20 protein-coding genes and 2 pseudogenes are annotated in these 18,895 nt (G+C 66.9%); 7 read left to right on the forward strand and 15 right to left on the reverse strand.

Annotated elements, in window-relative coordinates:
* Positions 1-16: 16 nt before the first annotated feature.
* On the reverse strand, positions 17-1,456 hold the full coding sequence (locus CJ010_RS21105; RefSeq protein WP_141019872.1) for a deoxyribodipyrimidine photo-lyase: 1,440 nt from the start codon (positions 1,454-1,456) through the stop codon (positions 17-19).
* A gap of 115 nt (positions 1,457-1,571) precedes the next feature.
* Here CJ010_RS21105 and CJ010_RS21110 point away from each other — a divergent pair, with 115 nt between their 5' ends.
* The 5 genes from CJ010_RS21110 (at position 1,572) to CJ010_RS21130 (ending at position 5,418) form a co-directional block, all read left to right on the forward strand.
* On the forward strand, positions 1,572-2,138 hold the full coding sequence (locus CJ010_RS21110; RefSeq protein ID WP_141019873.1) for a YqgE/AlgH family protein: 567 nt from the start codon (positions 1,572-1,574) through the stop codon (positions 2,136-2,138).
* Positions 2,131-2,613 (forward strand): Holliday junction resolvase RuvX, encoded by a 483-nt coding sequence (gene ruvX / locus CJ010_RS21115; protein ID WP_141019874.1) that lies wholly within the window; start codon positions 2,131-2,133, stop codon positions 2,611-2,613. Before CJ010_RS21110 ends, ruvX begins: the two co-directional genes overlap by 8 nt.
* Entirely contained in the window at positions 2,600-3,100 is a 501-nt protein-coding gene (pyrR, locus tag CJ010_RS21120; protein WP_141019875.1) for a bifunctional pyr operon transcriptional regulator/uracil phosphoribosyltransferase PyrR, read from the forward strand. Before ruvX ends, pyrR begins: the two co-directional genes overlap by 14 nt.
* On the forward strand, positions 3,093-4,052 hold the full coding sequence (locus CJ010_RS21125; RefSeq protein ID WP_141019876.1) for an aspartate carbamoyltransferase catalytic subunit: 960 nt from the start codon (positions 3,093-3,095) through the stop codon (positions 4,050-4,052). The genes pyrR and CJ010_RS21125 overlap by 8 nt, the downstream gene beginning before the upstream one ends.
* 82 nt (positions 4,053-4,134) lie before the next feature.
* Positions 4,135-5,418 (forward strand): dihydroorotase, encoded by a 1,284-nt coding sequence (locus tag CJ010_RS21130; RefSeq protein ID WP_141019877.1) that lies wholly within the window; start codon positions 4,135-4,137, stop codon positions 5,416-5,418.
* A gap of 22 nt (positions 5,419-5,440) precedes the next feature.
* Here the strand turns inward: CJ010_RS21130 and CJ010_RS21135 are convergent, their stop codons facing one another.
* From CJ010_RS21135 to CJ010_RS21150, 4 genes are all read right to left on the reverse strand, one after another.
* Complete coding sequence (locus CJ010_RS21135) at positions 5,441-5,737, reverse strand: DUF167 domain-containing protein (protein WP_141019878.1); 297 nt, start codon at positions 5,735-5,737, stop codon at positions 5,441-5,443.
* 2 nt (positions 5,738-5,739) lie between these two features.
* The gene (locus CJ010_RS21140) at positions 5,740-6,321 is read right to left on the reverse strand and encodes a YggT family protein (protein ID WP_141019879.1); all 582 of its coding nucleotides are present in this window, start codon (positions 6,319-6,321) and stop codon (positions 5,740-5,742) included.
* An 18-nt stretch (positions 6,322-6,339) separates the two neighbouring features.
* The gene (proC, locus tag CJ010_RS21145; RefSeq protein ID WP_141019880.1) at positions 6,340-7,164 is read right to left on the reverse strand and encodes a pyrroline-5-carboxylate reductase; all 825 of its coding nucleotides are present in this window, start codon (positions 7,162-7,164) and stop codon (positions 6,340-6,342) included.
* A gap of 94 nt (positions 7,165-7,258) precedes the next feature.
* Positions 7,259-7,972, reverse strand: a complete 714-nt coding sequence (locus CJ010_RS21150) for a YggS family pyridoxal phosphate-dependent enzyme (RefSeq protein ID WP_141019881.1) — start codon at positions 7,970-7,972, stop codon at positions 7,259-7,261.
* 133 nt (positions 7,973-8,105) lie between these two features.
* Here CJ010_RS21150 and CJ010_RS21155 point away from each other — a divergent pair, with 133 nt between their 5' ends.
* Positions 8,106-9,146, forward strand: a complete 1,041-nt coding sequence (locus tag CJ010_RS21155; protein WP_141020802.1) for a type IV pilus twitching motility protein PilT — start codon at positions 8,106-8,108, stop codon at positions 9,144-9,146.
* Positions 9,147-9,250: 104 nt separating this feature from the next.
* Positions 9,251-10,384, forward strand: coding sequence for a PilT/PilU family type 4a pilus ATPase (locus CJ010_RS21160; RefSeq protein WP_141019882.1), 1,134 nt, complete (start codon positions 9,251-9,253; stop codon positions 10,382-10,384).
* 48 nt (positions 10,385-10,432) lie between these two features.
* Here CJ010_RS21160 and CJ010_RS25755 read toward each other — a convergent pair whose 3' ends face one another.
* From CJ010_RS25755 to CJ010_RS21200, 10 genes and pseudogenes are all read right to left on the reverse strand, one after another.
* Positions 10,433-10,933 carry a CZB domain-containing protein gene (locus tag CJ010_RS25755; protein ID WP_371415716.1) on the reverse strand — a complete coding sequence of 167 codons (501 nt, stop codon included), beginning with the start codon at positions 10,931-10,933 and terminating at the stop codon, positions 10,433-10,435.
* Positions 10,907-11,596 (reverse strand): annotated as a pseudogene (locus tag CJ010_RS25760) (methyl-accepting chemotaxis protein); the annotation flags it as partial. The pseudogene CJ010_RS25760 and the gene CJ010_RS25755, both read right to left, overlap by 27 nt.
* Positions 11,597-11,638: 42 nt before the next feature.
* Positions 11,639-11,908: pseudogene (locus CJ010_RS25765) on the reverse strand (hypothetical protein); the annotation flags it as partial.
* On the reverse strand, positions 11,883-12,404 hold the full coding sequence (locus CJ010_RS21170) for a PAS domain-containing protein (protein ID WP_141019884.1): 522 nt from the start codon (positions 12,402-12,404) through the stop codon (positions 11,883-11,885). The gene CJ010_RS21170 and the pseudogene CJ010_RS25765, both read right to left, overlap by 26 nt.
* A 46-nt stretch (positions 12,405-12,450) precedes the next feature.
* Positions 12,451-13,617: a class I SAM-dependent RNA methyltransferase gene (locus CJ010_RS21175; protein ID WP_141019885.1), complete on the reverse strand. Its 1,167-nt coding sequence runs from the start codon at positions 13,615-13,617 to the stop codon at positions 12,451-12,453.
* A gap of 258 nt (positions 13,618-13,875) precedes the next feature.
* Complete coding sequence (locus CJ010_RS21180) at positions 13,876-14,094, reverse strand: hypothetical protein (protein ID WP_141019886.1); 219 nt, start codon at positions 14,092-14,094, stop codon at positions 13,876-13,878.
* Complete coding sequence (locus CJ010_RS21185) at positions 14,091-15,125, reverse strand: formate dehydrogenase subunit gamma (RefSeq protein WP_141019887.1); 1,035 nt, start codon at positions 15,123-15,125, stop codon at positions 14,091-14,093. Before CJ010_RS21185 ends, CJ010_RS21180 begins: the two co-directional genes overlap by 4 nt.
* A 10-nt stretch (positions 15,126-15,135) precedes the next feature.
* On the reverse strand, positions 15,136-15,363 hold the full coding sequence (locus CJ010_RS21190; RefSeq protein WP_141019888.1) for a hypothetical protein: 228 nt from the start codon (positions 15,361-15,363) through the stop codon (positions 15,136-15,138).
* A complete protein-coding gene (gene fdh3B, locus CJ010_RS21195) occupies positions 15,360-15,968 on the reverse strand; it encodes a formate dehydrogenase FDH3 subunit beta (protein WP_141019889.1) in 609 nt (202 codons plus the stop codon). The genes CJ010_RS21190 and fdh3B overlap by 4 nt, the downstream gene beginning before the upstream one ends.
* A gap of 18 nt (positions 15,969-15,986) precedes the next feature.
* The gene (locus tag CJ010_RS21200) at positions 15,987-18,893 is read right to left on the reverse strand and encodes a formate dehydrogenase subunit alpha (RefSeq protein ID WP_141019890.1); all 2,907 of its coding nucleotides are present in this window, start codon (positions 18,891-18,893) and stop codon (positions 15,987-15,989) included.
* Between the last annotated feature and the right edge of the window lie 2 nt (positions 18,894-18,895).

The raw sequence follows: 18,895 nt of genomic DNA on the forward strand, positions 1-18,895 counted from the left end.
GCGCGGCCGGTTCGATCTAGCCCTTGGTGACCGCAAAGCGCGCGAGCGTACGCTCGCGCGCAAGGGCGTGGTCTACCACCGGCGCCGGGTAGTCGATGCCGATGCGGACCCGCGCCGCCGCCTGCTCGATGCCGCCCATCTGCCAGGGCGCATGAAGGTGACGGTCGGGCACCCGCTCCAGCTCCGGCAGATAACGGCGGATGAAGCGCCCCTCGGGGTCGAACTTCTGCGACTGCGTCACCGGATTGAAGATGCGGAAATACGGCTGCGCATCGCAGCCGGTGGATGCGGCCCATTGCCAGCCGCCATTGTTGGCGGCGAGATCATAGTCGTTGAGGCTGGCCGCGAAGTAGCGCTCGCCCAGGCGCCAGTCGACACCGAGGTCCTTGGTCAGGAAGGACGCGACGATCATGCGCAAGCGGTTGTGCATGTAGCCGGTCTGGTTCAGCTGGCGCATCGCCGCGTCTACGATGGGATAGCCGGTGCGGCCCTCGCACCAGGCGGCGAACAATTCGGGGGCATCGTCCCAGCGCACGTGGTCGAACTCGGGACGGAAGCTCGCTTCGACGACGCGCGGGTGGTGCCACAGGATCATCTGGTAGAAATCGCGCCAGATCAGCTCCGACAGCCAGGTTTCCGCGCCGGCGCCGCCCTTGTGCCAGGCGTAGGCCGCAAGTTCGCGGATCGACAGCGTGCCGAAGCGCAGATGGGTGGAAAGATAGGACACCCCTTTCACCGCCGGAAAGTCCCGCGCCTCGCGATAGCGTTCGATGCGCCCGCAGAACTCGCCGAACAGCGCCCGTGCACCGGACATGCCGAGCGGCATGCGCAGCGCGGCAAGATTGGTCGTCTCGAAACCGAGGTCCGCCAGCGACGGCAGGCTCGCCCCGGCGGGCCTTGGCGCCAGCCGGAGCGCCCGCTTCGCCACCGGGTAGGCCTGCAGGTAGGAGCTGTCGAGCTTGCGCAGCCAGGCATTCTTGTAGGGCGTGAACACGCTGAAGGGCTGGCCCGCCTGGGTCAGCAGTTCGTCGCGCTCGAAGATCACCTGATCCTTGAAGTCGGCGAAGGTGATGCCATCGGCCGCCAGCCGCCCGGCCACCCTGCCGTCGCGCGCGATCGCCTCCGGCTCGTAGTCGCGGTTGGCGAACACGCCGTCGACGCCGAGTTCGCGGGCAAGCCGCGGAATCTCCTCGTCGGCGCGGCCGTGGCGCACGATCAGCCCGCTCCCCCCGCCCCCGGCCGCCTGCGACATCGCATCGAGCGCCGCATCCAGCTCGCCGACGGCGGCCAGGATGAACTCCACCCGCCGGTCCGCCCGCTGCGGCAGGAGGTCGAGGATGGCGGTATCGAAGACGAAAACGCAATGAACACGCTCGGCCTGTTTGAGCGCGTGGTAAAGCGCGGCGTGGTCCTCGCTGCGCAGATCGCGACGGAACCAGACGAGGGCGGCGGACATGGCTTCGATCCAGAGTCGGTGGGGCGCGATTATGATCGAAGGCCGCCGGCCCGGTTCCATCGCATGCGGCAAACGCGACCTCGCGGGGCACCGTTTCAGCGCGTAAAATGCAGGCATGGATACCGGATCCGCCAACCTCACGCATCACTTCCTGATCGCCATGCCCAACATGGCCGATCCCCATTTCACCCGCACCCTGACCTACATCGCGGAACACAGCGACCAGGGGGCGCTCGGGGTGATCGTCAATCGGCCCATCGACATGACGCTCGAAGCGCTGTTCGAGCGCGTCGAACTTCCGCTCGAAGCCGAAGGCTTTTCCGGCCAGCCGGTGTATTTCGGCGGGCCGGTACAGACCGATCGCGGCTTCGTGCTGCACCGGCCCGCCGGCGACTGGCATTCGACGCTGCGGGTGAACGACGAGATCGCGCTGACCAGCAGCCGCGACATCCTGCAGGCCATCGGCAGCACCGGTGAACCGCGCGAAGTCCTGATCAGCCTCGGCTATGCCGGCTGGGCCGCGGGCCAGCTGGAAGAAGAACTTGCGCAGAACGCCTGGCTGACCGTGCCGGCCGATCTCGCCATCATCTTCGACCTGCCGCCGGAAGAGCGCCTGGTTGCCGCCATGCAGAAGCTGGGCGTCGATTTCGCCAAGCTCAGCGAGGTCGCGGGGCATGCCTGAAGCCTTGGCGGCCGCGGCCGCCAGTCTGCCGGCGCGGGGCACGGTACTCGGTTTCGATTTCGGCTTGGCCCGCATCGGCATTGCCGTGGGCGAACTGGAAACCCGTCGGGCCGGCGCACTCCTCACGCTGCACGACGAAGCCAATGCCGCCCGCTTCGCCGCCATCGCCCGCCTGCTCGACGAATGGCGGCCGGTGGCGCTGGTGGTCGGCCTGCCGGGCCATCTCGACGGTCGCGAGCATGCACTCGAACACCCGCTCGCCGCGCGCTGCCGGCGCTTCGCCAACCAGCTGCACGGCCGCTTCGGCCTGCCGGTCCACCTGATCGACGAAAGGCTCTCCTCGGCGGCGGCCGACACCCTGCTGCGCGAAGCCGGCCACAGCGGCTGGCAGGCACGCAAGCCGGTGCTCGACGCCGTCGCCGCCCAACTGATCCTGCAACACTTCCTGGACTCCAGCCCACATGCACCTGCCTGACGCAGAAGCCCTGGTACGGCAACTCGCCGACCAGATGCGCCCCCACATCACGGCCGCGACCGCGCTGGTCGGCATCCATACCGGCGGCCTGTGGCTCGCCGAGCGCCTGCACGCGGAGCTCGGCATCCGCCCGCCGCTGGGCGCGATCGACGTGTCCTTCTACCGCGACGACTTCGGCGCCAAGGGTCTGCATCCGCAGCCTCAGCGCACCGAGATCCCGTTCTCGGTCGAAGGCGCGCCGGTAATCATCGTCGACGACGTGCTCTACACCGGGCGAACCACCCGCGCCGCACTCAACGAGCTGTTCGATTTCGGCCGCCCGGCCTGCGTCGAACTCGCCGTACTGGTCGACCGCGGCGGCCGCGAGCTACCGATCGCCGCGCGCTACTGCGCCCTCACCCTGCCCGAAGCCCTGCCCGCCTCGCAGAACCTGCAACTCGAACGCACTGCCGATGGCGCTCTCGACCTGAGGTTGATCGATGCGTAATCCCCAACTCAATGCCCACGGCGAACTGCAGCACCTGCTCACCCTGGACGGCCTGCCGCGCGACATCATCACCGCCATCCTCGACACCGCCGCGCCCTTCACCGAGGTCGCCGAGCGCGAGGTGAAGAAGCTGCCTTTGCTGCGCGGCAAGAGCGTGTTCAACCTGTTCTTCGAGAACTCCACGCGAACCCGGACGACCTTCGAGATCGCTGCCAAGCGCCTGTCGGCCGATGTGGTGAACCTCAACATCGCGACCAGTTCCTCGAACAAGGGCGAAAGCCTGCTCGACACGGTCGACAACCTGTGCGCGATGCAGGCCGACATGTTCGTCGTCCGCCACGCCGCCAGCGGTGCGCCCTTCCTGATCGCCCAGCACCTGCAGGCCACCGGCCGCGACCACATCCATGTGGTCAATGCCGGCGACGGCCGCCACGCGCACCCGACGCAGGGCCTGCTGGACATGTACACCATCCGCCACTACAAGCGCGACTTCTCCGGGCTGGTGGTCGCCATCGTCGGCGACGTGCTGCACTCGCGCGTGGCCCGCTCTCAGATCGCCGCGCTCACCACGCTGGGCGTGCCAGAGGTGCGGGTGATCGGCCCCAAGACCCTGCTGCCGACCGAAGTCGACCGCATGGGCGTGCGCGTTTTCCACGACATGCGCGAAGGCCTGAAGGATGTCGACGTGGTGATGATGCTGCGCCTGCAGAACGAGCGCATGAACGGCGCCCTGCTGCCGACACCGCAGGAGTATTACAAGATCTGGGGTCTCACCGCCGAGAAACTCGCGCTCGCCCGGCCTGACGCCATCGTCATGCACCCCGGGCCGATGAACCGCGGTGTCGAGATCGATTCGGCCGTCGCCGATGGCGCCCAGGCAGTCATCCTGCCCCAGGTCACCTTCGGCATCGCGGTACGGATGGCCGTGATGAGCATGCTGGCGAGCCACTGAGCACGCGGCCGGCCCCCGGCGACGGTCGCTCGGCCCTTGGGGCGCGACCGCGGGGCGGGACGGCACATTTAAGGAAGCACGGATGAAGATACAGATCACGAACGGCCGGGTGATCGACCCGGCGAACCAAGTCGATGCCGTTCAGGACGTGTTCATTGCCGACGGCAAGATCGTCGCGCTCGGTCGCGCGCCCGACGGCTTCGCCGCCGAGCGCAGCATCGATGCCGGCGGCCTGGTGGTGGCGCCGGGCCTGATCGACCTCGCCGCCCGCCTGCGCGAGCCGGGTTTCGAGTACCGCGCCACGCTGGAATCCGAAATGGACGCGGCGATGGCCGGCGGCGTCACCAGCCTGGCCATCCCGCCCGACACCGACCCGACGCTGGACGAACCCGGCCTGGTCGAAATGCTCTGCTACCGGGCCAAGAAGCTGAACCGGGCCCATGTGTATCCGGTCGCCGCGCTCACCCTCGGCCTCAAGGGCGAGCGTCTGTCCGAGATGGCCGAACTTGTCGAAGCCGGCTGCGTCGCCTTCAGCCAGGCCAACGTGCCCATCCTGGACAACGCTGTGCTGATGCGCGCGATGCAGTATGCCGCCACCTTCGGCTTCCGCGTCTGGCTGCAGCCCATCGCTCCCTTCCTCGCCCGTGGCGGCTACGCCCACGATGGCGAGTTCGCCAGCCGCCTCGGCCTGCCCGGCATCCCGGTGGCGGCCGAAACCGTGGCGCTCTACACCTACCTGCAGCTCGCCCAGGCCACCGGCGCCCGGCTGCACATCACCCGCCTCTCGAGCGCGGCCGGTCTCAAGCTGATCGACCAGGCGCGCGCCGAAGGCATGGACGTGACCTGCGACGTGTCGATCAACCATCTACACCTGTGCGACATGGACATCGGCTACTTCAACTCCAATTGCCACCTTGTGCCGCCGCTGCGCAGCCAGCGCGACCGCGAGGCACTGTGCCGCGGGCTGGCCGAGGGCCGCATCAACGCGCTGTGCTCGGACCACACGCCGGTAGACGACGACGGCAAGCTGACCCCCTTCAGCGAATCGGAAGCCGGCGCCACCGGGCTGGAACTGCTGCTGCCGCTGACACTGAAGTGGGCCAAGGACAGCGGCGTGCCGCTGCCGACCGCGCTCGGCCGTGTCACCGCCGACGCCGCGCGCATCGTCGGCATCACCAAGGCGGGCCATCTGGCCGTGGGTGCGCGTGCCGACGTCTGCGTGTTCGACCCGCAGGCGTACGTGAAGATCAGCCGCGACAGCCTGAAGAGCCAGGGCAAGAACACGCCCTTCCTCGGCCTGGAACTGCCCGGCCAGGTGCGCTACACGCTGGTCGAAGGCCAGGTGATGTACGGCAACGCCGGATAAACGCTCCGGCCGCCGTGGCCCTTCACGCCATGGAACGCAAACGCCCGGCCAGTCCGGGCGTTGCCTTTTCTATGCGTACCCGCTTCGCACGCGAGGTATCGCCGCTGACCAGCGTCACCGCCGACTTCGGTACGCCGCAGAATTCAGCGAGGAAGGCACACAGGGCAGCGTTGGCCTTGCCGTCCACCGGCGGCGCGGCGAGGCGGATCTTCATGGCCTCGCCGTGCAGACCGGCGAAACCGGTCTGCTTCGCACCAGGCTGGATGTGCAGGGTCAGGGTGAGGCTGCCGTCAGCCCCCTCGCGTAGCCAGTCAGTCAAGTTCAGCTGCCGAACAGCAGTGGCGCAAAACCGCCGCGCAGGCCGCCGAGCAGCATCAGCAGGATCTGCAGCACCAGCAGCAGCACCAGCGGCGACAGGTCGACATTGGCCACCGTCGGCACGACGCGGCGAAACGGCCGCAGGAAGGGCGCGGACAAGGCATTGAACACCGGCCCCGCCGGCGAGTGCGGCGCCACCCAGGACAGCACCGCCGACACCAGCACCACGGCGAAGATCAGATAGACGATCATCCGCAGCAATTCGACCAGCCCCAACCCCCACAGGCCGAGCAGCACGCCGACCGCATTGCCGGTGAGAGGCACGCCGCGTATCGCCATTTCCACGAACACGAACAGCGTCTGGAAGGCCCAGGCCGGCAGCAGGCTGGCCATGTCCAACCCGAGCAGTCCGGGAATCAGGCGGCGCAGCGGCCGTACGATCCAGTCGGTGGTAGACACCACGAACTGACCGATCTGGTTGCGGAAAGACACGCGCTGCCACTGCATGAAGAAGCGCGCCAGCAGCATCAGCGTGATGAAGCCGGCCGCGGTGTCGAGGATGAGCAGGAGAATGTTGGTCAGCATCGGTTCCGTCCCGGCCGCTCAGTTCCGGCCCAACTCGTCGCCGAGTTCGCGGCCACGCGCTTCGGCCGCCGCCACCGCCTTCACCATGGCGTCGTGCCAGCCGGAGGCCGCCAGGCTGGCCAGCGCTGCGGCCGTGGTGCCCCCCTTGGAGGTCACCCGCTCGCGCAGGACTGCCGGCGGTTCGTCGGAGCCCGCGGCGAGCCTGGCCGCACCCAGCGTGGTGTCGATCGCCAGCTTGCGCGCAGTGGCTTCGTCGAAACCGAGCGCCCGGCCAGCAGCCTCCAGCGCCTCGATGAAGTGGAACACATAGGCCGGGCCGCTGCCCGACACCGCGGTGACTGCGTCGATCTGCGCCTCATCGGCAATCCATACCGTGCTGCCGACCGCGGCCAGCACACGCTCGGCAGCATCGCGCCCGGCGGCATCCACCGCCGGATCGGCATAAAGCCCGGTGATGCCGGCGCCGATCAATGCGGGCGTGTTGGGCATGCAGCGCACCATGCGGACATAGGGCTGGCCGCCGCTGCCCAGCCAGCGGCCGATGTCGGCCAGGCGCAGGCCAGCGGCGATGCTGACCACCAGCTGGCCGGAAAGCTGCCCCGCCAGCGGCGCGACCGCCGCCTTCATCTGCTGCGGCTTGACCGCCAGCACCAGTACGTCGCAGGCGAGCGCGGCGGCATCGGCCGCTTCGCTGGTGCGGACGCCGAAGCGCTCGGCGAGCCGGGCACGGCTGTCGGCGTTGAGGTCGATCGCGCACAGGTCGGCGGCCTCGATGCCGCGTGCGACCAGGCCGCCGATCAGGGCTGCGGCCATGTTGCCGCCGCCTAGGAAGGTGATTTTCATGTCAGGTATCCAGCAGGTGTGAGCGTGAAGACAAGTAAAGGGTCAGCGTTGCGGCGCAGTTTGCATCGGGACGGAGCGCCGCAAGGCTGACGCCTCAGGTACCGGCGACCACGGCCTCGCGCGCGCGGTCGCGGGTGCCGAAGATGGCGGTGCCGACGCGGACCATGGTGGCGCCCTCGGCCACCGCCGCCTCGATGTCGTGCGACATGCCCATCGACAGCGTGTCGAGCGCCAGTCCGTCGGCCGCCAGGTCATCGCGCAGGCGGCGCAACTCGGCGAATCGGCGGCGCTGCAGGGCAGCATCCCCGGTCGGTTCGGGGATGCACATCAGGCCGCGCAGCCGCAGCCGCGGCAGGGCCGCCACCGCGCGCGCCAGTGCCGGCAGGTCGGCCGGCGCGACGCCGCTCTTGCTGCCCTCGCCGCTGACGTTCACCTGGATGCAGACATTGAGCGGCGGCAGATGCACATCGCGCTGCTCGGCCAGGCGTTGGGCGATCTTGAGGCGGTCTACGCTGTGCACCCAGGCAAAATACTGCGCCACCGGGCGCGTCTTGTTGCTCTGCAAGGGGCCGATGAAATGCCATTCGAGGCCGAGCGCCGCCAGCGCATCAGCCTTGGCGACGCCCTCCTGCACGTAGTTCTCGCCGAAAGCGCGCTGGCCCGCGGCCGCGGCCTCGCGTACCGCCTCGGCAGGCCAGGTCTTGCTCACCGCCAGCAAGCCGACCTCGCCCGGATCACGCCCTGCAGCACGCGCGGCCTCGGCGATACGCTCGCCCACAGCTTGCAAGTTGGCGGAGATTGATGTCATATTGCCGCAGCCTCAGTCCCTTGGAGCAATGCGCCGAAAGTATAGCACCGGCCCCATCCCGCCCCGTGCCGCGGGCCTGTCCGCTCCGCACTGCTCCAGCCGCCTTTCGTCCGTCGTCACCACACTCGAATCCATGGACATTACCGAACTGCTCGCCTTCGCGGTCAAGAACAAGGCCTCCGACCTTCACCTCTCGGCCGGCCTGCCGCCGATGATCCGCGTGCATGGCGACGTGCGCCGCATCAACCTGCCGCCCATGGAGCACAAGGACGTGCACGCCATGGTGTACGACATCATGAACGACGGGCAGCGCAAGCAGTTCGAGGAAACCTGGGAGTGCGACTTCTCGTTCGCGGTGCCCAACCTGGCCCGCTTCCGGGTCAATGCCTTCAACCAGAACCGCGGCGCGGGCGCGGTATTCCGGACGATTCCGTCCAAGGTGCTGACGCTCGAAGAGCTCAACTGCCCGAAGATCTTCAAAGACATCTCGAATCAGCCGCGCGGCATCGTGCTGGTCACCGGCCCGACCGGTTCGGGCAAGTCGACCACGCTGGCGGCGATGATCGACTACATCAACGAGAACGAGTACGGCCACATCCTCACCGTCGAGGATCCGATCGAATTCGTGCACGAATCCAAGCGCTGCCTGATCAACCAGCGCGAGGTGCACCGCGACACCGCGTCCTTCAACAATGCGCTGCGCGCCTCGCTGCGCGAGGATCCGGACGTTATCCTGGTCGGCGAAATGCGCGACCTCGAAACCATCCGCCTGGCGCTGACCGCAGCCGAAACCGGCCACCTGGTGTTCGGCACCCTGCACACCTCGTCGGCGGCCAAGACCATAGACCGTATCGTCGACGTCTTCCCCGCGGCGGAAAAGGACATGGTGCGGTCGATGCTGTCGGAATCCCTGCGCGCAGTCATCTCGCAGACCCTGCTCAAGACCAAGGACGGCTCCGGCCGGGTCGCGGCGCACGAGATCATGATAGGCACGCCGGCCATCCGCAACCTGATCCGCGAAAACAAGATCGCGCAGATGTACTCCGCCATCCAGACCGGCCAGAACGTCGGCATGCAGACACTGGACCAATGCCTGGCCGATCTCGTCCGCCGCAACATCGTCTCGGCGGCAGAAGCGCGCGTGCGGGCGCAGAACAAGGACAACTTCAACTGATCCTCGCGCCACCGACAGCCCGCCAGCGGCATCGCCACGCATAACACCCGGCATCAACCGAACCACCTACGCCACAAGGCACGCACTACGGTCAGGAGTCAGCAATGGAACGCGATCAGGCCCTCAAGTTCATGCACGATCTGCTGCGGCTGATGCTGCAGAAGAACGGCTCCGACCTCTTCATCAATGCCGGCTTCCCGCCGGCGATAAAGATCGACGGCCGCATCACGCCGCAGTCCAATCAGGCACTGGCGCCGCCGCACACCGCCGAGCTCGCACGCGCGATCATGAACGACCGCCAGTCGGCCGAGTTCGAAGCCACCAAGGAGTGCAACTTCGCGATTTCGCCGGCGGGCATCGGCCGCTTCCGCGCCAACGCCTACATCCAGCAGGGGCGTGTGGCGCTGGTGCTGCGGACCATCCCACAGAAGATACCCACCCTCGACGAACTCGGCCTGCCGCCGGTCCTGCGCGACATCGGCATGACCAAGCGCGGCCTGGTCATCTTCGTCGGCGGCACCGGCACCGGCAAGACCACCTCGCTGGCGGCGATGGTCGACTATCGCAACGAGAACTCCTACGGCCACATCATCACGGTCGAAGACCCAATCGAATTCGTCCATCCGCACAAGAACTGCATCGTGTCGCAGCGTGAGATCGGCATCGACACCGACAGCTGGGAAGCCGCACTGAAGAACACCCTGCGGCAGGCGCCGGACGTGATCCTGATGGGCGAAATCCGCGACCGCGAAACGATGGACTACGCGATCGCCTTCGCCGAAACCGGCCACCTCTGCCTCGCCACCCTGCACGCCAACAGCGCCAACCAGGCGATCGACCGCATCATCAACTTCTTCCCGGAAGACCGCCGCCAGCAGCTGCTGATGGATCTCTCGCTCAACCTGCGGGCGATGGTGTCGCAGCGCTTGCTGCCGTTGAAGGGACGCAAGGGCCGGGTGCCGGCGGTGGAGGTGATGCTCAACTCGCCGCTGATCTCCGACCTGATCTTCAAGGGCGAGGTGCCGGGCATCAAGGAGATCATGAAGCGCTCGCGCGAGCTCGGCATGCAGACCTTCGACCAGGCGCTGTTCGACCTCTACGAGGAAGAGAAGATCAGCTACGAGGATGCGTTGCGCAACGCCGACTCGGTGAACGACCTGCGCCTGCAGATCAAGCTCAACAGCAAGCTCGGCGACAAGGATCTCGTCTCGGGCGTGCAGAACCTCGACATCGTCTGAACCAGGGCGGGGCCGGCACCGCCGCAGTGCGGCCCCGGCCCGGCGGCATCAGGCGCCGGCGAGCGCGCCGTGCTTTTCCCTGACCATACGGTCGAGCAGGTCCACGACCTGGTCGCTCGCCTTCTCGGCCTGCTGGAAGGCGGCGAAGATGCTGTCCTGCACCTTGGGACTGGCTTCCCAGTTCTGCGCCATCAGCGACACCGCTTCGGCCACCTTGCGATGGACCATGGCATGCGGTTCGCCGATGCGGCGGAAAGCCTCCAGCCCGGCGAAGCTCGCGGTCGCCGGCGAAGCCAGCCAGCTACCGAAACGGCAGTCGTGCTCGCCCTCGCGGGCCGCCTGCGCCTCGGCGGAATCGATGCCGAGATCCAGCGTCAGGTAAGCGTTCTGCTTGAAGACGAAGTGGTCGACCTTGGCCAGCGAAGTGAAGCTGACGTCGTGCACGTAGTCGATGCGGGCCAGCGACTGGCGGGCCGATTCGGCAAAGGCGGTGAAGGCGCGCTCGAGCTCGGCCACGCTGGCGAGCGAGGCAGTGGCCATGGTCTTCATCTCGCCGGCATCCTGCAGCATGTTGCCGGCCTCTTCGCGCAGCGCGCCCATCACGCCACCGATCTCCGACGACGCGCGGATGGTGTTCTCGGCGAGCTTCCTCACCTCGTCGGCGACCACCGCGAAGCCGCGGCCGTGCTCGCCGGCGCGGGCCGCCTCGATCGCGGCGTTGAGTGCCAGCAGGTTGGTCTGGTCGGCGATGCTCTTGATCAGTTCCACCGAATGCGTGATCTCGCCGCTTCTGGAATTGAGCGTCTCGATCTCGCTGCTGACGCGTTCGACCTTGTCGGCAATGCTGCCCAGATCCTGCGCCACCTGCTGCATCGAAAGCTGGCTGCGCTCAGCCTCGTCGGCGGTCTGGCCGGCGAGACGTTCGAGCTCCTCGGTGGCCGACACCACGTTGATCATGTCCTGCTGGTTGGTGCGCATGTTCTGCAGCAGCGTCACCGAGTTGAGCTGGCCGGTACGCGACAGCAGCGCGTTGCGCCGGTCCTCGCGCCAGGTGTGCTCCATCGCCTTGAAGGACTGGTTGGCCCCTTCGAGCGCCTCGCGGAACACGCCGTGCAGCCCCACCGGCTGCGCGCGGCGGAAGAACTTGCCTTCACCGGCATAGGCCAGCGCGGTGCGCTGCTCGCGGAAGCAGGTTTCGAGCTGGTCGAGCATGTCGTTCACGTCCCAGCAGACCTGACCCAGCTCGTCGACGCGGTCGATGCCGGTGATGCGATCGCCGACGTGGCCGGCGGCGATCAGCTTCGCCACCCGCGAGATCTCGTTGAGCGGACGCAGCGTCGTTTCGACATGACGCATATAGAGATGACTGCTGCCGAAACCGACCGCCAACAGCAGGCCGACCCAGATCAGGTCGCGCAGCTGCCAGCCGTAGAGCGCCAGCGTGACGACGCCCGCCACCAGCAGCAGCACGTTGAGCAACAGGATCTGCGCGCGCGCCTTAGAAAGAAAGGACGAGTTCTTCATAGCTGGTGCCCTTCTCGGTCAGCAGGTTGGTCAGCAGGGCAAGCGAGGCGCCCACCGCGTCGCGCGCACCTGCGCGTTCTTCCTCGGCGATCATGTCGCGATACACCTGGCCGAAGACCTTGACCGCCTCGGCCGAGGGCTTGCGCCGCACCGAGAAATAGCCTTCGACACGGCCGCTCTGGTCGTAGGACGGTGTCACGTTGGCGAACACCCAATAGTGGCCGCCGTCGCGCGACATGTTCTTGACGTAGGCGAAACACTCGCGCTCGGCCTGCAGGCAGTCCCACAGGTACTTGAACACGCCGCGCGGCATGTCCGGGTGGCGGATGATGTTGTGCGGCGCGCCCAGCAACTCGTGCTCCGGATACCCGGAGAACTCGATGAAGATCCGGTTGCAGTAGGTGATCCGGCCCTTCAGGTCGGTCTTCGAGACGATGAAATCGCTCTCGCGCATCGGACGCTCGACCCCTGTCGGCGTCACTTTGTATTTCGCCACGCTGTACTCCTCCCTATTCCCTTTGGGGGAATTCTCGGCACTGTTCTCAGGAACTTGAGTCTTCCTTGTGCGGTTTGCGGGCGCTGCCCGCCACCATGCGGTACTCGTAGAGCCGGCATTCCAGCGCCCCATTGAACAGCGGCGTGCGCTTGCTCGCCTTGAGCCCGATCAGTTTGGGCAGCGCTGCGTCTCCACTGAAGAGGTAGCAGCGCCAGCCGCTCCAACGCTTCTTCAAGGCGTCGCCCAGCTGGGGATAGAAGGCCGCCAGTTCCTCGGCCTCGCCGATGCGCACGCCGTAGGGCGGGTTGGTCACCATCACGCCTTCGGCGGCAGGGGCCTCACGCTCGAGCAGGTCGGCACGGTCGAGCGTGACGCAGTCGGCCAGATCGGCTGCCTCCAGGTTGCTGCGGCTGCGCTTGACCTGTTCGCCGACGATGTCCGAACCGAAGATGTCGAGCGCGCGCGCCGGCTGCCGGCGCGCCTGGGCGGCGCCGCGCACGCTGGCCCAGCCGCTGCGGTCGAGATGCTTGAAACCTTCGAAGGCAAAGCGGCGGCCAAGGCCGGGCGCGATGTCGAGCGCGATCTGGGCCGCCTCGAGCAGAAAGGTGCCGCTGCCGCACATCGGGTCGACGAAGGCTTCGCCCGGCTGCCAGCCACTCAGCCTGAGGATGCCGGCAGCGAGGTTTTCCTTCAGCGGCGCCTCCACCGCGGCCGGCTTGAAGCCGCGCTTGTAGAGCGGTTCGCCGGAGGTGTCGATGTAGAGCGTAGCGGTATCGGCAGTGAGGAAGGCGTGGATGCGCACCACCGGGTTGGCGGTATCGACGCTGGGCCGCTTGCCGGTGATGGTGCGGAAGTGGTCGCACACCGCATCCTTGATGCGCAGAGTAATGAATTCCAGGCTCTTGAGCGGCGATTTCTGTGCAGTAACGAAAACGCGGATGGTGTCGTCCGGGGTGAACCACTTCGCCCAGGTTACGCTGTAGGCGAGCTTGTAGATGTCGATCTCGGCACGGTAACGGCTGCTGCCTACCCGCCACAGCACCCGCGTGGCGAGCCGGCTTTCGAGGTTGGCGCGGTAGCAGGCAAGCCAGTCGCCGCGCCAGCTCACCCCGCCGTGCACCGCCTCCGCCGCTTCGGCGCCGAGCGCGCGCAGCTCGTCGGCCAGCAGCGTTTCGAGGCCGCGCGGGCAGGGAGAGAAAAAGGTTTCGGCCATGTGAGGGCTCCGCGTAAGGGGGAAAGCGCCTTCGCCTGCACCCGGCGAACAACGCGCCGCCCGGCCGCCGATAAGACTTTCGGCCGAACGAAAAATCCGCGCATTGTACTGCGCGCCACCGCAACACCCCTATCGGCAGCGAGACCGAGCGGGCGGTGTGGGGTGGAAGAAAAAGCCCCGCCGGGCTTGCGCCGGGCGGGGCGGGGAGCAAATCCGGGTCGGGGAGGGAGGGAGGATGACCCGGATTTCAGGCAAACACTATTTAGCGGCAGCCTTGGCCTTCCACGCCGCGGCCACGCGGTCCTGCGCGGCATTGAGCTGCTCGGCCGCCAGCTTGGCAGCCTCGTCGGCCTTGAGCTTGGCCTCGGCCGCCTTGGCCTTGGCTTCTTCGGACGGTGGCGGCAGCTTGGCGGACGCCGTCCCGGCGGCGAGACCGAGCGCGGCCGCCAGCAGGGTGATGCGGATGAAGGACTTCATGTGCGTGCTCCGGAAACTGAATCCTGCGGATGGCCGCTGCGGCCGGCCTTGACGTCGTCGTACCAGAACTCGTGGTGCTCCTTCGCCCAGGTCTCGTCCACATAGCCGGTCTTCATCGACTGGTAGGCGCCCTCGACGCCGATGGTGCCCATGTAGATGTGACCGAAGGAAGCCGCCAGCAGCACGATGGCCCCGACGCCGTGAATCACGTTGGCGATGTGCATGTCGCCGCGCGTCCAGCCGAAGTTGGGGAAGTCCATCATCAGCCCCGACAGGGTGACGGTGAGGCCGAGGAAGGTGACGCCGAACCAGAACCAGCTCTTCTCGCCGAAATTGAACCGGCTGGACGGCACATGGTCGCCGCCGAGCAGGCCGCCGGCGCGACGGATCCAGATCGCGTCGCAGGCCTGCCAGACGTTGTCGCGCAGGAAGATCGCGATCATCAGCAGCACGAACAGGCCGAACAGCGGGCCGACATAGTTGTGCACCAGCTTGCCGATGGTGAGCACCCAGGACAGGAACTCGTGGCCGAACACCGGCACCAGCACATGCTTGCCGAACAGGATGGCGAGCCCGGTGACCGCCAGCAGCAGGAAGGTGACCGCGGTGCCCCAGTGGGCGAAGCGCTCCAGCCCGGAGAAGCGCTTCAACTTGCGCCCGGTCGGCTTGGCATGCAGTTTCATCGTGCCCTTCACCAACCAGAACAGCAGGATGGCAGTCGGCACGATCAGCAGCAGCCAGCCGCCGATCTGGGTGATCGGGCCGTTGCGCAGCGCGCGCCAGGTGTTGCCTTCGCTCTGGATCAGCACGCCGGCCTCGGGGCCGCGCGCGACCGTGAAATGCGCCTCGCCGGAGCGGACCTCGCGCCACACCGGCGCGTTGTTGAGCGGTTGCGCCTGCTGCTGCGCCACCTGCTCGGCAGCGGCGCCCTCTGCCGCATGCGCCGGACTGAACGCGACGACCAGTGCCGCGACCCAGCACAACAGCGCCAGCAGCAGCTTGCCGCCGCGATGCATGAAGCTCGTCGTCATGGCGACCTCCTTACTGGGTGCGGTTGTATTCGTTCTGGTTTCGGCCACGGTTCTTCACCGCCTTTTCCCATTCGGCCTTGTCGCCCTTGAAGACCGGGTTGTCCCACGGCTGGGCGTCAGCCTTGCCCTGGTACTCGCCCTGCTTATAGGCCACGACCTGCGGGCTCTCACCGCAAGCGGCCAGGCCGGCCGCGAGCGCACCGGCGACGACGAGTGCCATCAGTCTGCGCGGGCTCATTTCTTCTCCCCTTGCTGTTCGGCACCGTAGGCCGTCATCCAGCCCCAGGCTTCGAGGCCCTTGCCACGACGCAACACGCGGTCGCGGAAGATGTCGGACACCACCGCGGCATCGCCGGCGAGCAGGGCCTTGGTCGAGCACATCTCGGCACAGGCCGGCAGCTTGCCTTCGGCGATGCGGTTGGAGCCGTACTTCTCGTACTCTTCCTTGGAGCCGGTCTCTTCCGGGCCGCCGGCACAGAAGGTGCATTTGTCCATCTTGCCGCGCGCACCGAAGGCGGCCGGGCCGTTGGGGAACTGCGGCGCGCCGAATGGGCAGGCGTAGAAGCAGTAGCCGCAACCGATGCACAGGTCCTTGTCATGCAGTACCACGCCGCCCTCGGCCTTGTAGAAGCAGTCGGTCGGGCAGACGGCCATGCACGGCGCATCCGAACAGTGCATGCAGGCCACCGAGATCGAGCGCTCGCCCGGTACCCCGTCGTTCATCGTCACCACCCGGCGGCGGTTCACGCCCCAGGGCACCTCGTTCTCGTTCTTGCAGGCGGTGACGCAGCCGTTGCATTCGATGCAGCGCTCGGCGTCACACAGGAATTTCATGCGTCCCATATTCTTTCTCTCCTGCCCTTAAGCCTTGCTCACGCGGCACAAGGTGGTTTTCGTTTCCTGCATCATCGTCACCGAGTCGTAGCCGTAGGTGGTGGCGGTGTTGACCGCCTCGCCGCGCACGATGGGCGCCGCGCCTTCCGGGTAATACTCGAGCATGTCCTTGCCCTGCCACCAGCCGGAGAAGTGGAAGGGCAGGAACACGGTACCGGCGCCGACGCGCTCGGTGACCTGGGCGCGCACCTTGAGCTTGGCCTTGGTCGGGGTCTCGACCCAGATGTAGTCGCCGTTGCGGAAACCGGCGTTGTTGGCGTCCTTCGGGTTCACCTCGGCGAACATCTCCTGCTGCAGTTCGGCCAGCCAGGGGTTGGAGCGGGTTTCCTCGCCACCGCCCTCGTACTCGACCAGACGGCCGGAGGTCATCACCAGCGGGTAGTCCCTGGAGATGTCCTTGACCTTGTCCTGCAGCGACTTGTAGAGCGTGGGCAGGCGCCAGAAGGCCATCTTGTCGGCGTGGGTCGGGTACTTCTCGACCAGGTCGGGGCGCGGCGAGTAGATCGGCTCGCGGTGCAGCGGCACCGGATCGGGGAAGTTCCACACCACCGCGCGCGCCTTGGCGTTGCCGAAGGGGTGGCAGCCGTGGTTCTTCATCACCACGCGGATGATCCCGCCGGAGAGGTCGGTCTTCCAGTTCTTGCCCTCGGCCGCCTTCTTCTCGTCCTCGGTGAGTTCGTCCCACCAGCCGAGCTTCTTCATCAGCACGTGATCGAACTCGGGGTAGCCCATCTGCAGGTCGGCGCCCTTGGAGGCGGAACCGTCCTCGGCCAGCAGCGACACGCCGTCCTTCTCCACACCGAAGTTGGCGCGGAAGTTGCCACCGCCCTCCATCACGTGCCGGGATGTGTCGTACAGGTTGGGCGTACCCGGGTGCTTCATCTCCGGGTTGCCGAAACAGGGCCAGGGCAGACCGAAATAGTCGCCATCGCAGGGGCCGCCCACCGCACGCAGGGTCTTCACGTCGAAGGTGTGCATGTTCTTCATATGCAGCTTCAGCCGTTCGGGCGACTGGCCGCTGTAACCGATGGTCCAGGTGCCGCGGTTGATCTCGCGCAGGATGTCCTCGATGTCCGGCTCATCCCAGCCCTGGGCGTCCTTCTTGAGCTTGACGTTCTTCACCAGTTCGTCGGCCCAGCCGAACTTCTTGGCGAAGGCATACATGATGGTGTGGTCGGGCTTGGACTCGAACAACGGCTCGATCACCTTCTCGCGCCATTGCAGCGAACGGTTGGAGGCGGTGCAGGACCCTTCCGTCTCGAACTGGGTGGCGGCCGGCAGCAGATAGACGCCGTCCTTCCTCACCATCGCCGCCATCGCCGCGGTGGCCGACGGATAGGGATCGATCACCACCAGGGTGTCGAGCTTCTTCATCGCCTCGACCATCTCGGCGCCGCGCGTCTGCGAGTTGGGCGCATGACCCCAGTACACCACCGCGCGCAGGTTGGAATCCTGGTCGATCAGCTCGTTGTTCTCCAGCACGCCGTCGATCCAGCGCGACACGGTGATGCCGGATTTCTCCATCATCGCCTGCGAGGCGTAGCGGCCCTTGATCCACTCGTAATCCACGCCCCACACCGTCGCCCAGTGCTTCCACGAACCCGCGGCCAGGCCGTAGTAGCCCGGCAGCGAATCCGGGTTGGGGCCGACGTCGGTCGCGCCCTGCACGTTGTCGTGGCCACGGAAGATGTTGGTGCCGCCGCCGGAGACGCCGACGTTGCCCAGCACCAGCTGCAGGATGCACATCGCGCGCACGTTGGCGTTGCCGACCGTGTGCTGGGTCTGGCCCATGCACCACACCACGGTGGAGGGGCGGTTCTTGGCCATGGTCTCGGCGACCTTGAACACCTGCTCCTCGGCAATGCCGGTGACCTCGGTGACCTTGTCCGGGGTCCACTTCATGACTTCTTCCTTGACCTTCTCGAGGCCGAAGACGCGGTCGTGGATGTACTGCTTGTCTTCCCAGCCGTTCTTGAAGATGTGGTACAGCACGCCCCAGATGAAGGGGATGTCGGTACCCGAACGGATGCGCACGTAGTAGTCGGCCTTGGCGGCGGTGCGGGTGAAGCGCGGATCGACCACGACCATCTTCGCGCCGTTTTCCTTGGCGTGCAGGATGTGCAGCAGCGACACCGGGTGCGCCTCGGCGGCATTGGAGCCGATGAAGAGCATCGCCTTGGCGTTCTGCATGTCGTTGTAGGAGTTGGTCATCGCACCGTAACCCCAGGTGTTCGCGACGCCCGCCACCGTGGTGGAGTGGCAGATGCGTGCCTGGTGGTCGCAGTTGTTGGTGCCCCAGAAGGACACGAACTTGCGCAGCAGGTAAGCCTGCTCGTTGTTGTGCTTCGACGAACCGATCCAGTACACCGCGTCGGGGCCGGATTCCTCGCGGATCTTCAGCAAGCGGTCGCCCACCTCGCTGATCGCCTGCTCCCAGCTGATCTTCTGGTACTTGCCGTCGACCAGCTTCATCGGATACTTCAGGCGGTGTTCGCCGTGGCCGTGCTCGCGCACCGAGGCGCCCTTGGCGCAGTGCGCGCCGAGGTTGATCGGCGAATCGAACACAGCCTCCTGTCGCACCCAGACGCCGTTCTTCACCACCGCATCGACCGCACAACCCACCGAGCAGTGGGTGCACACCGTGCGCTTGACGGCATCGCCGCCGGCCAGGCGGTTGTCGGCGGGCGCGGCCGCGTCGGCGCTGCCTATCAGGTTGTAGGGCAGCTGGGCGGCGATCGCGCCGGCGCCCACGCCCAGGCCGGAGCGCTTGAGGAAGGCGCGGCGGTCCATCGTCTGGCCCAGGCTGCGGGCGGCGGAACTGCGCAGTCGGCGGCTGCTGCCTGCAGCGACGGTCGAACTCTTCTTGGTCAGCATCG

This window comes from Azoarcus sp. DD4 (assembly GCF_006496635.1).
Classification (GTDB): Bacteria; Pseudomonadota; Gammaproteobacteria; order Burkholderiales; family Rhodocyclaceae; genus Azoarcus.

Coding starts and splice junctions, on each gene's coding strand:
- CJ010_RS21150 (WP_141019881.1), bottom strand. CDS start 7,972: ATGACATCAATCTCCGCCAACTTGCAAGCTGTGGGCGAGCGTATCGCC.
- CJ010_RS21110 (WP_141019873.1), top strand. CDS start 1,572: ATGGATACCGGATCCGCCAACCTCACGCATCACTTCCTGATCGCCATG.
- CJ010_RS21105 (WP_141019872.1), bottom strand. CDS start 1,456: ATGTCCGCCGCCCTCGTCTGGTTCCGTCGCGATCTGCGCAGCGAGGAC.
- CJ010_RS21180 (WP_141019886.1), bottom strand. CDS start 14,094: ATGAAGTCCTTCATCCGCATCACCCTGCTGGCGGCCGCGCTCGGTCTC.
- CJ010_RS21140 (WP_141019879.1), bottom strand. CDS start 6,321: ATGCTGACCAACATTCTCCTGCTCATCCTCGACACCGCGGCCGGCTTC.
- CJ010_RS21155 (WP_141020802.1), top strand. CDS start 8,106: ATGGACATTACCGAACTGCTCGCCTTCGCGGTCAAGAACAAGGCCTCC.
- CJ010_RS21190 (WP_141019888.1), bottom strand. CDS start 15,363: ATGAGCCCGCGCAGACTGATGGCACTCGTCGTCGCCGGTGCGCTCGCG.
- CJ010_RS21130 (WP_141019877.1), top strand. CDS start 4,135: ATGAAGATACAGATCACGAACGGCCGGGTGATCGACCCGGCGAACCAA.
- CJ010_RS21200 (WP_141019890.1), bottom strand. CDS start 18,893: ATGCTGACCAAGAAGAGTTCGACCGTCGCTGCAGGCAGCAGCCGCCGA.
- CJ010_RS21185 (WP_141019887.1), bottom strand. CDS start 15,125: ATGACGACGAGCTTCATGCATCGCGGCGGCAAGCTGCTGCTGGCGCTG.
- CJ010_RS25755 (WP_371415716.1), bottom strand. CDS start 10,933: ATGAAGACCATGGCCACTGCCTCGCTCGCCAGCGTGGCCGAGCTCGAG.
- ruvX (WP_141019874.1), top strand. CDS start 2,131: ATGCCTGAAGCCTTGGCGGCCGCGGCCGCCAGTCTGCCGGCGCGGGGC.
- proC (WP_141019880.1), bottom strand. CDS start 7,164: ATGAAAATCACCTTCCTAGGCGGCGGCAACATGGCCGCAGCCCTGATC.
- CJ010_RS21125 (WP_141019876.1), top strand. CDS start 3,093: ATGCGTAATCCCCAACTCAATGCCCACGGCGAACTGCAGCACCTGCTC.
- fdh3B (WP_141019889.1), bottom strand. CDS start 15,968: ATGGGACGCATGAAATTCCTGTGTGACGCCGAGCGCTGCATCGAATGC.
- CJ010_RS21175 (WP_141019885.1), bottom strand. CDS start 13,617: ATGGCCGAAACCTTTTTCTCTCCCTGCCCGCGCGGCCTCGAAACGCTG.
- CJ010_RS21160 (WP_141019882.1), top strand. CDS start 9,251: ATGGAACGCGATCAGGCCCTCAAGTTCATGCACGATCTGCTGCGGCTG.
- pyrR (WP_141019875.1), top strand. CDS start 2,600: ATGCACCTGCCTGACGCAGAAGCCCTGGTACGGCAACTCGCCGACCAG.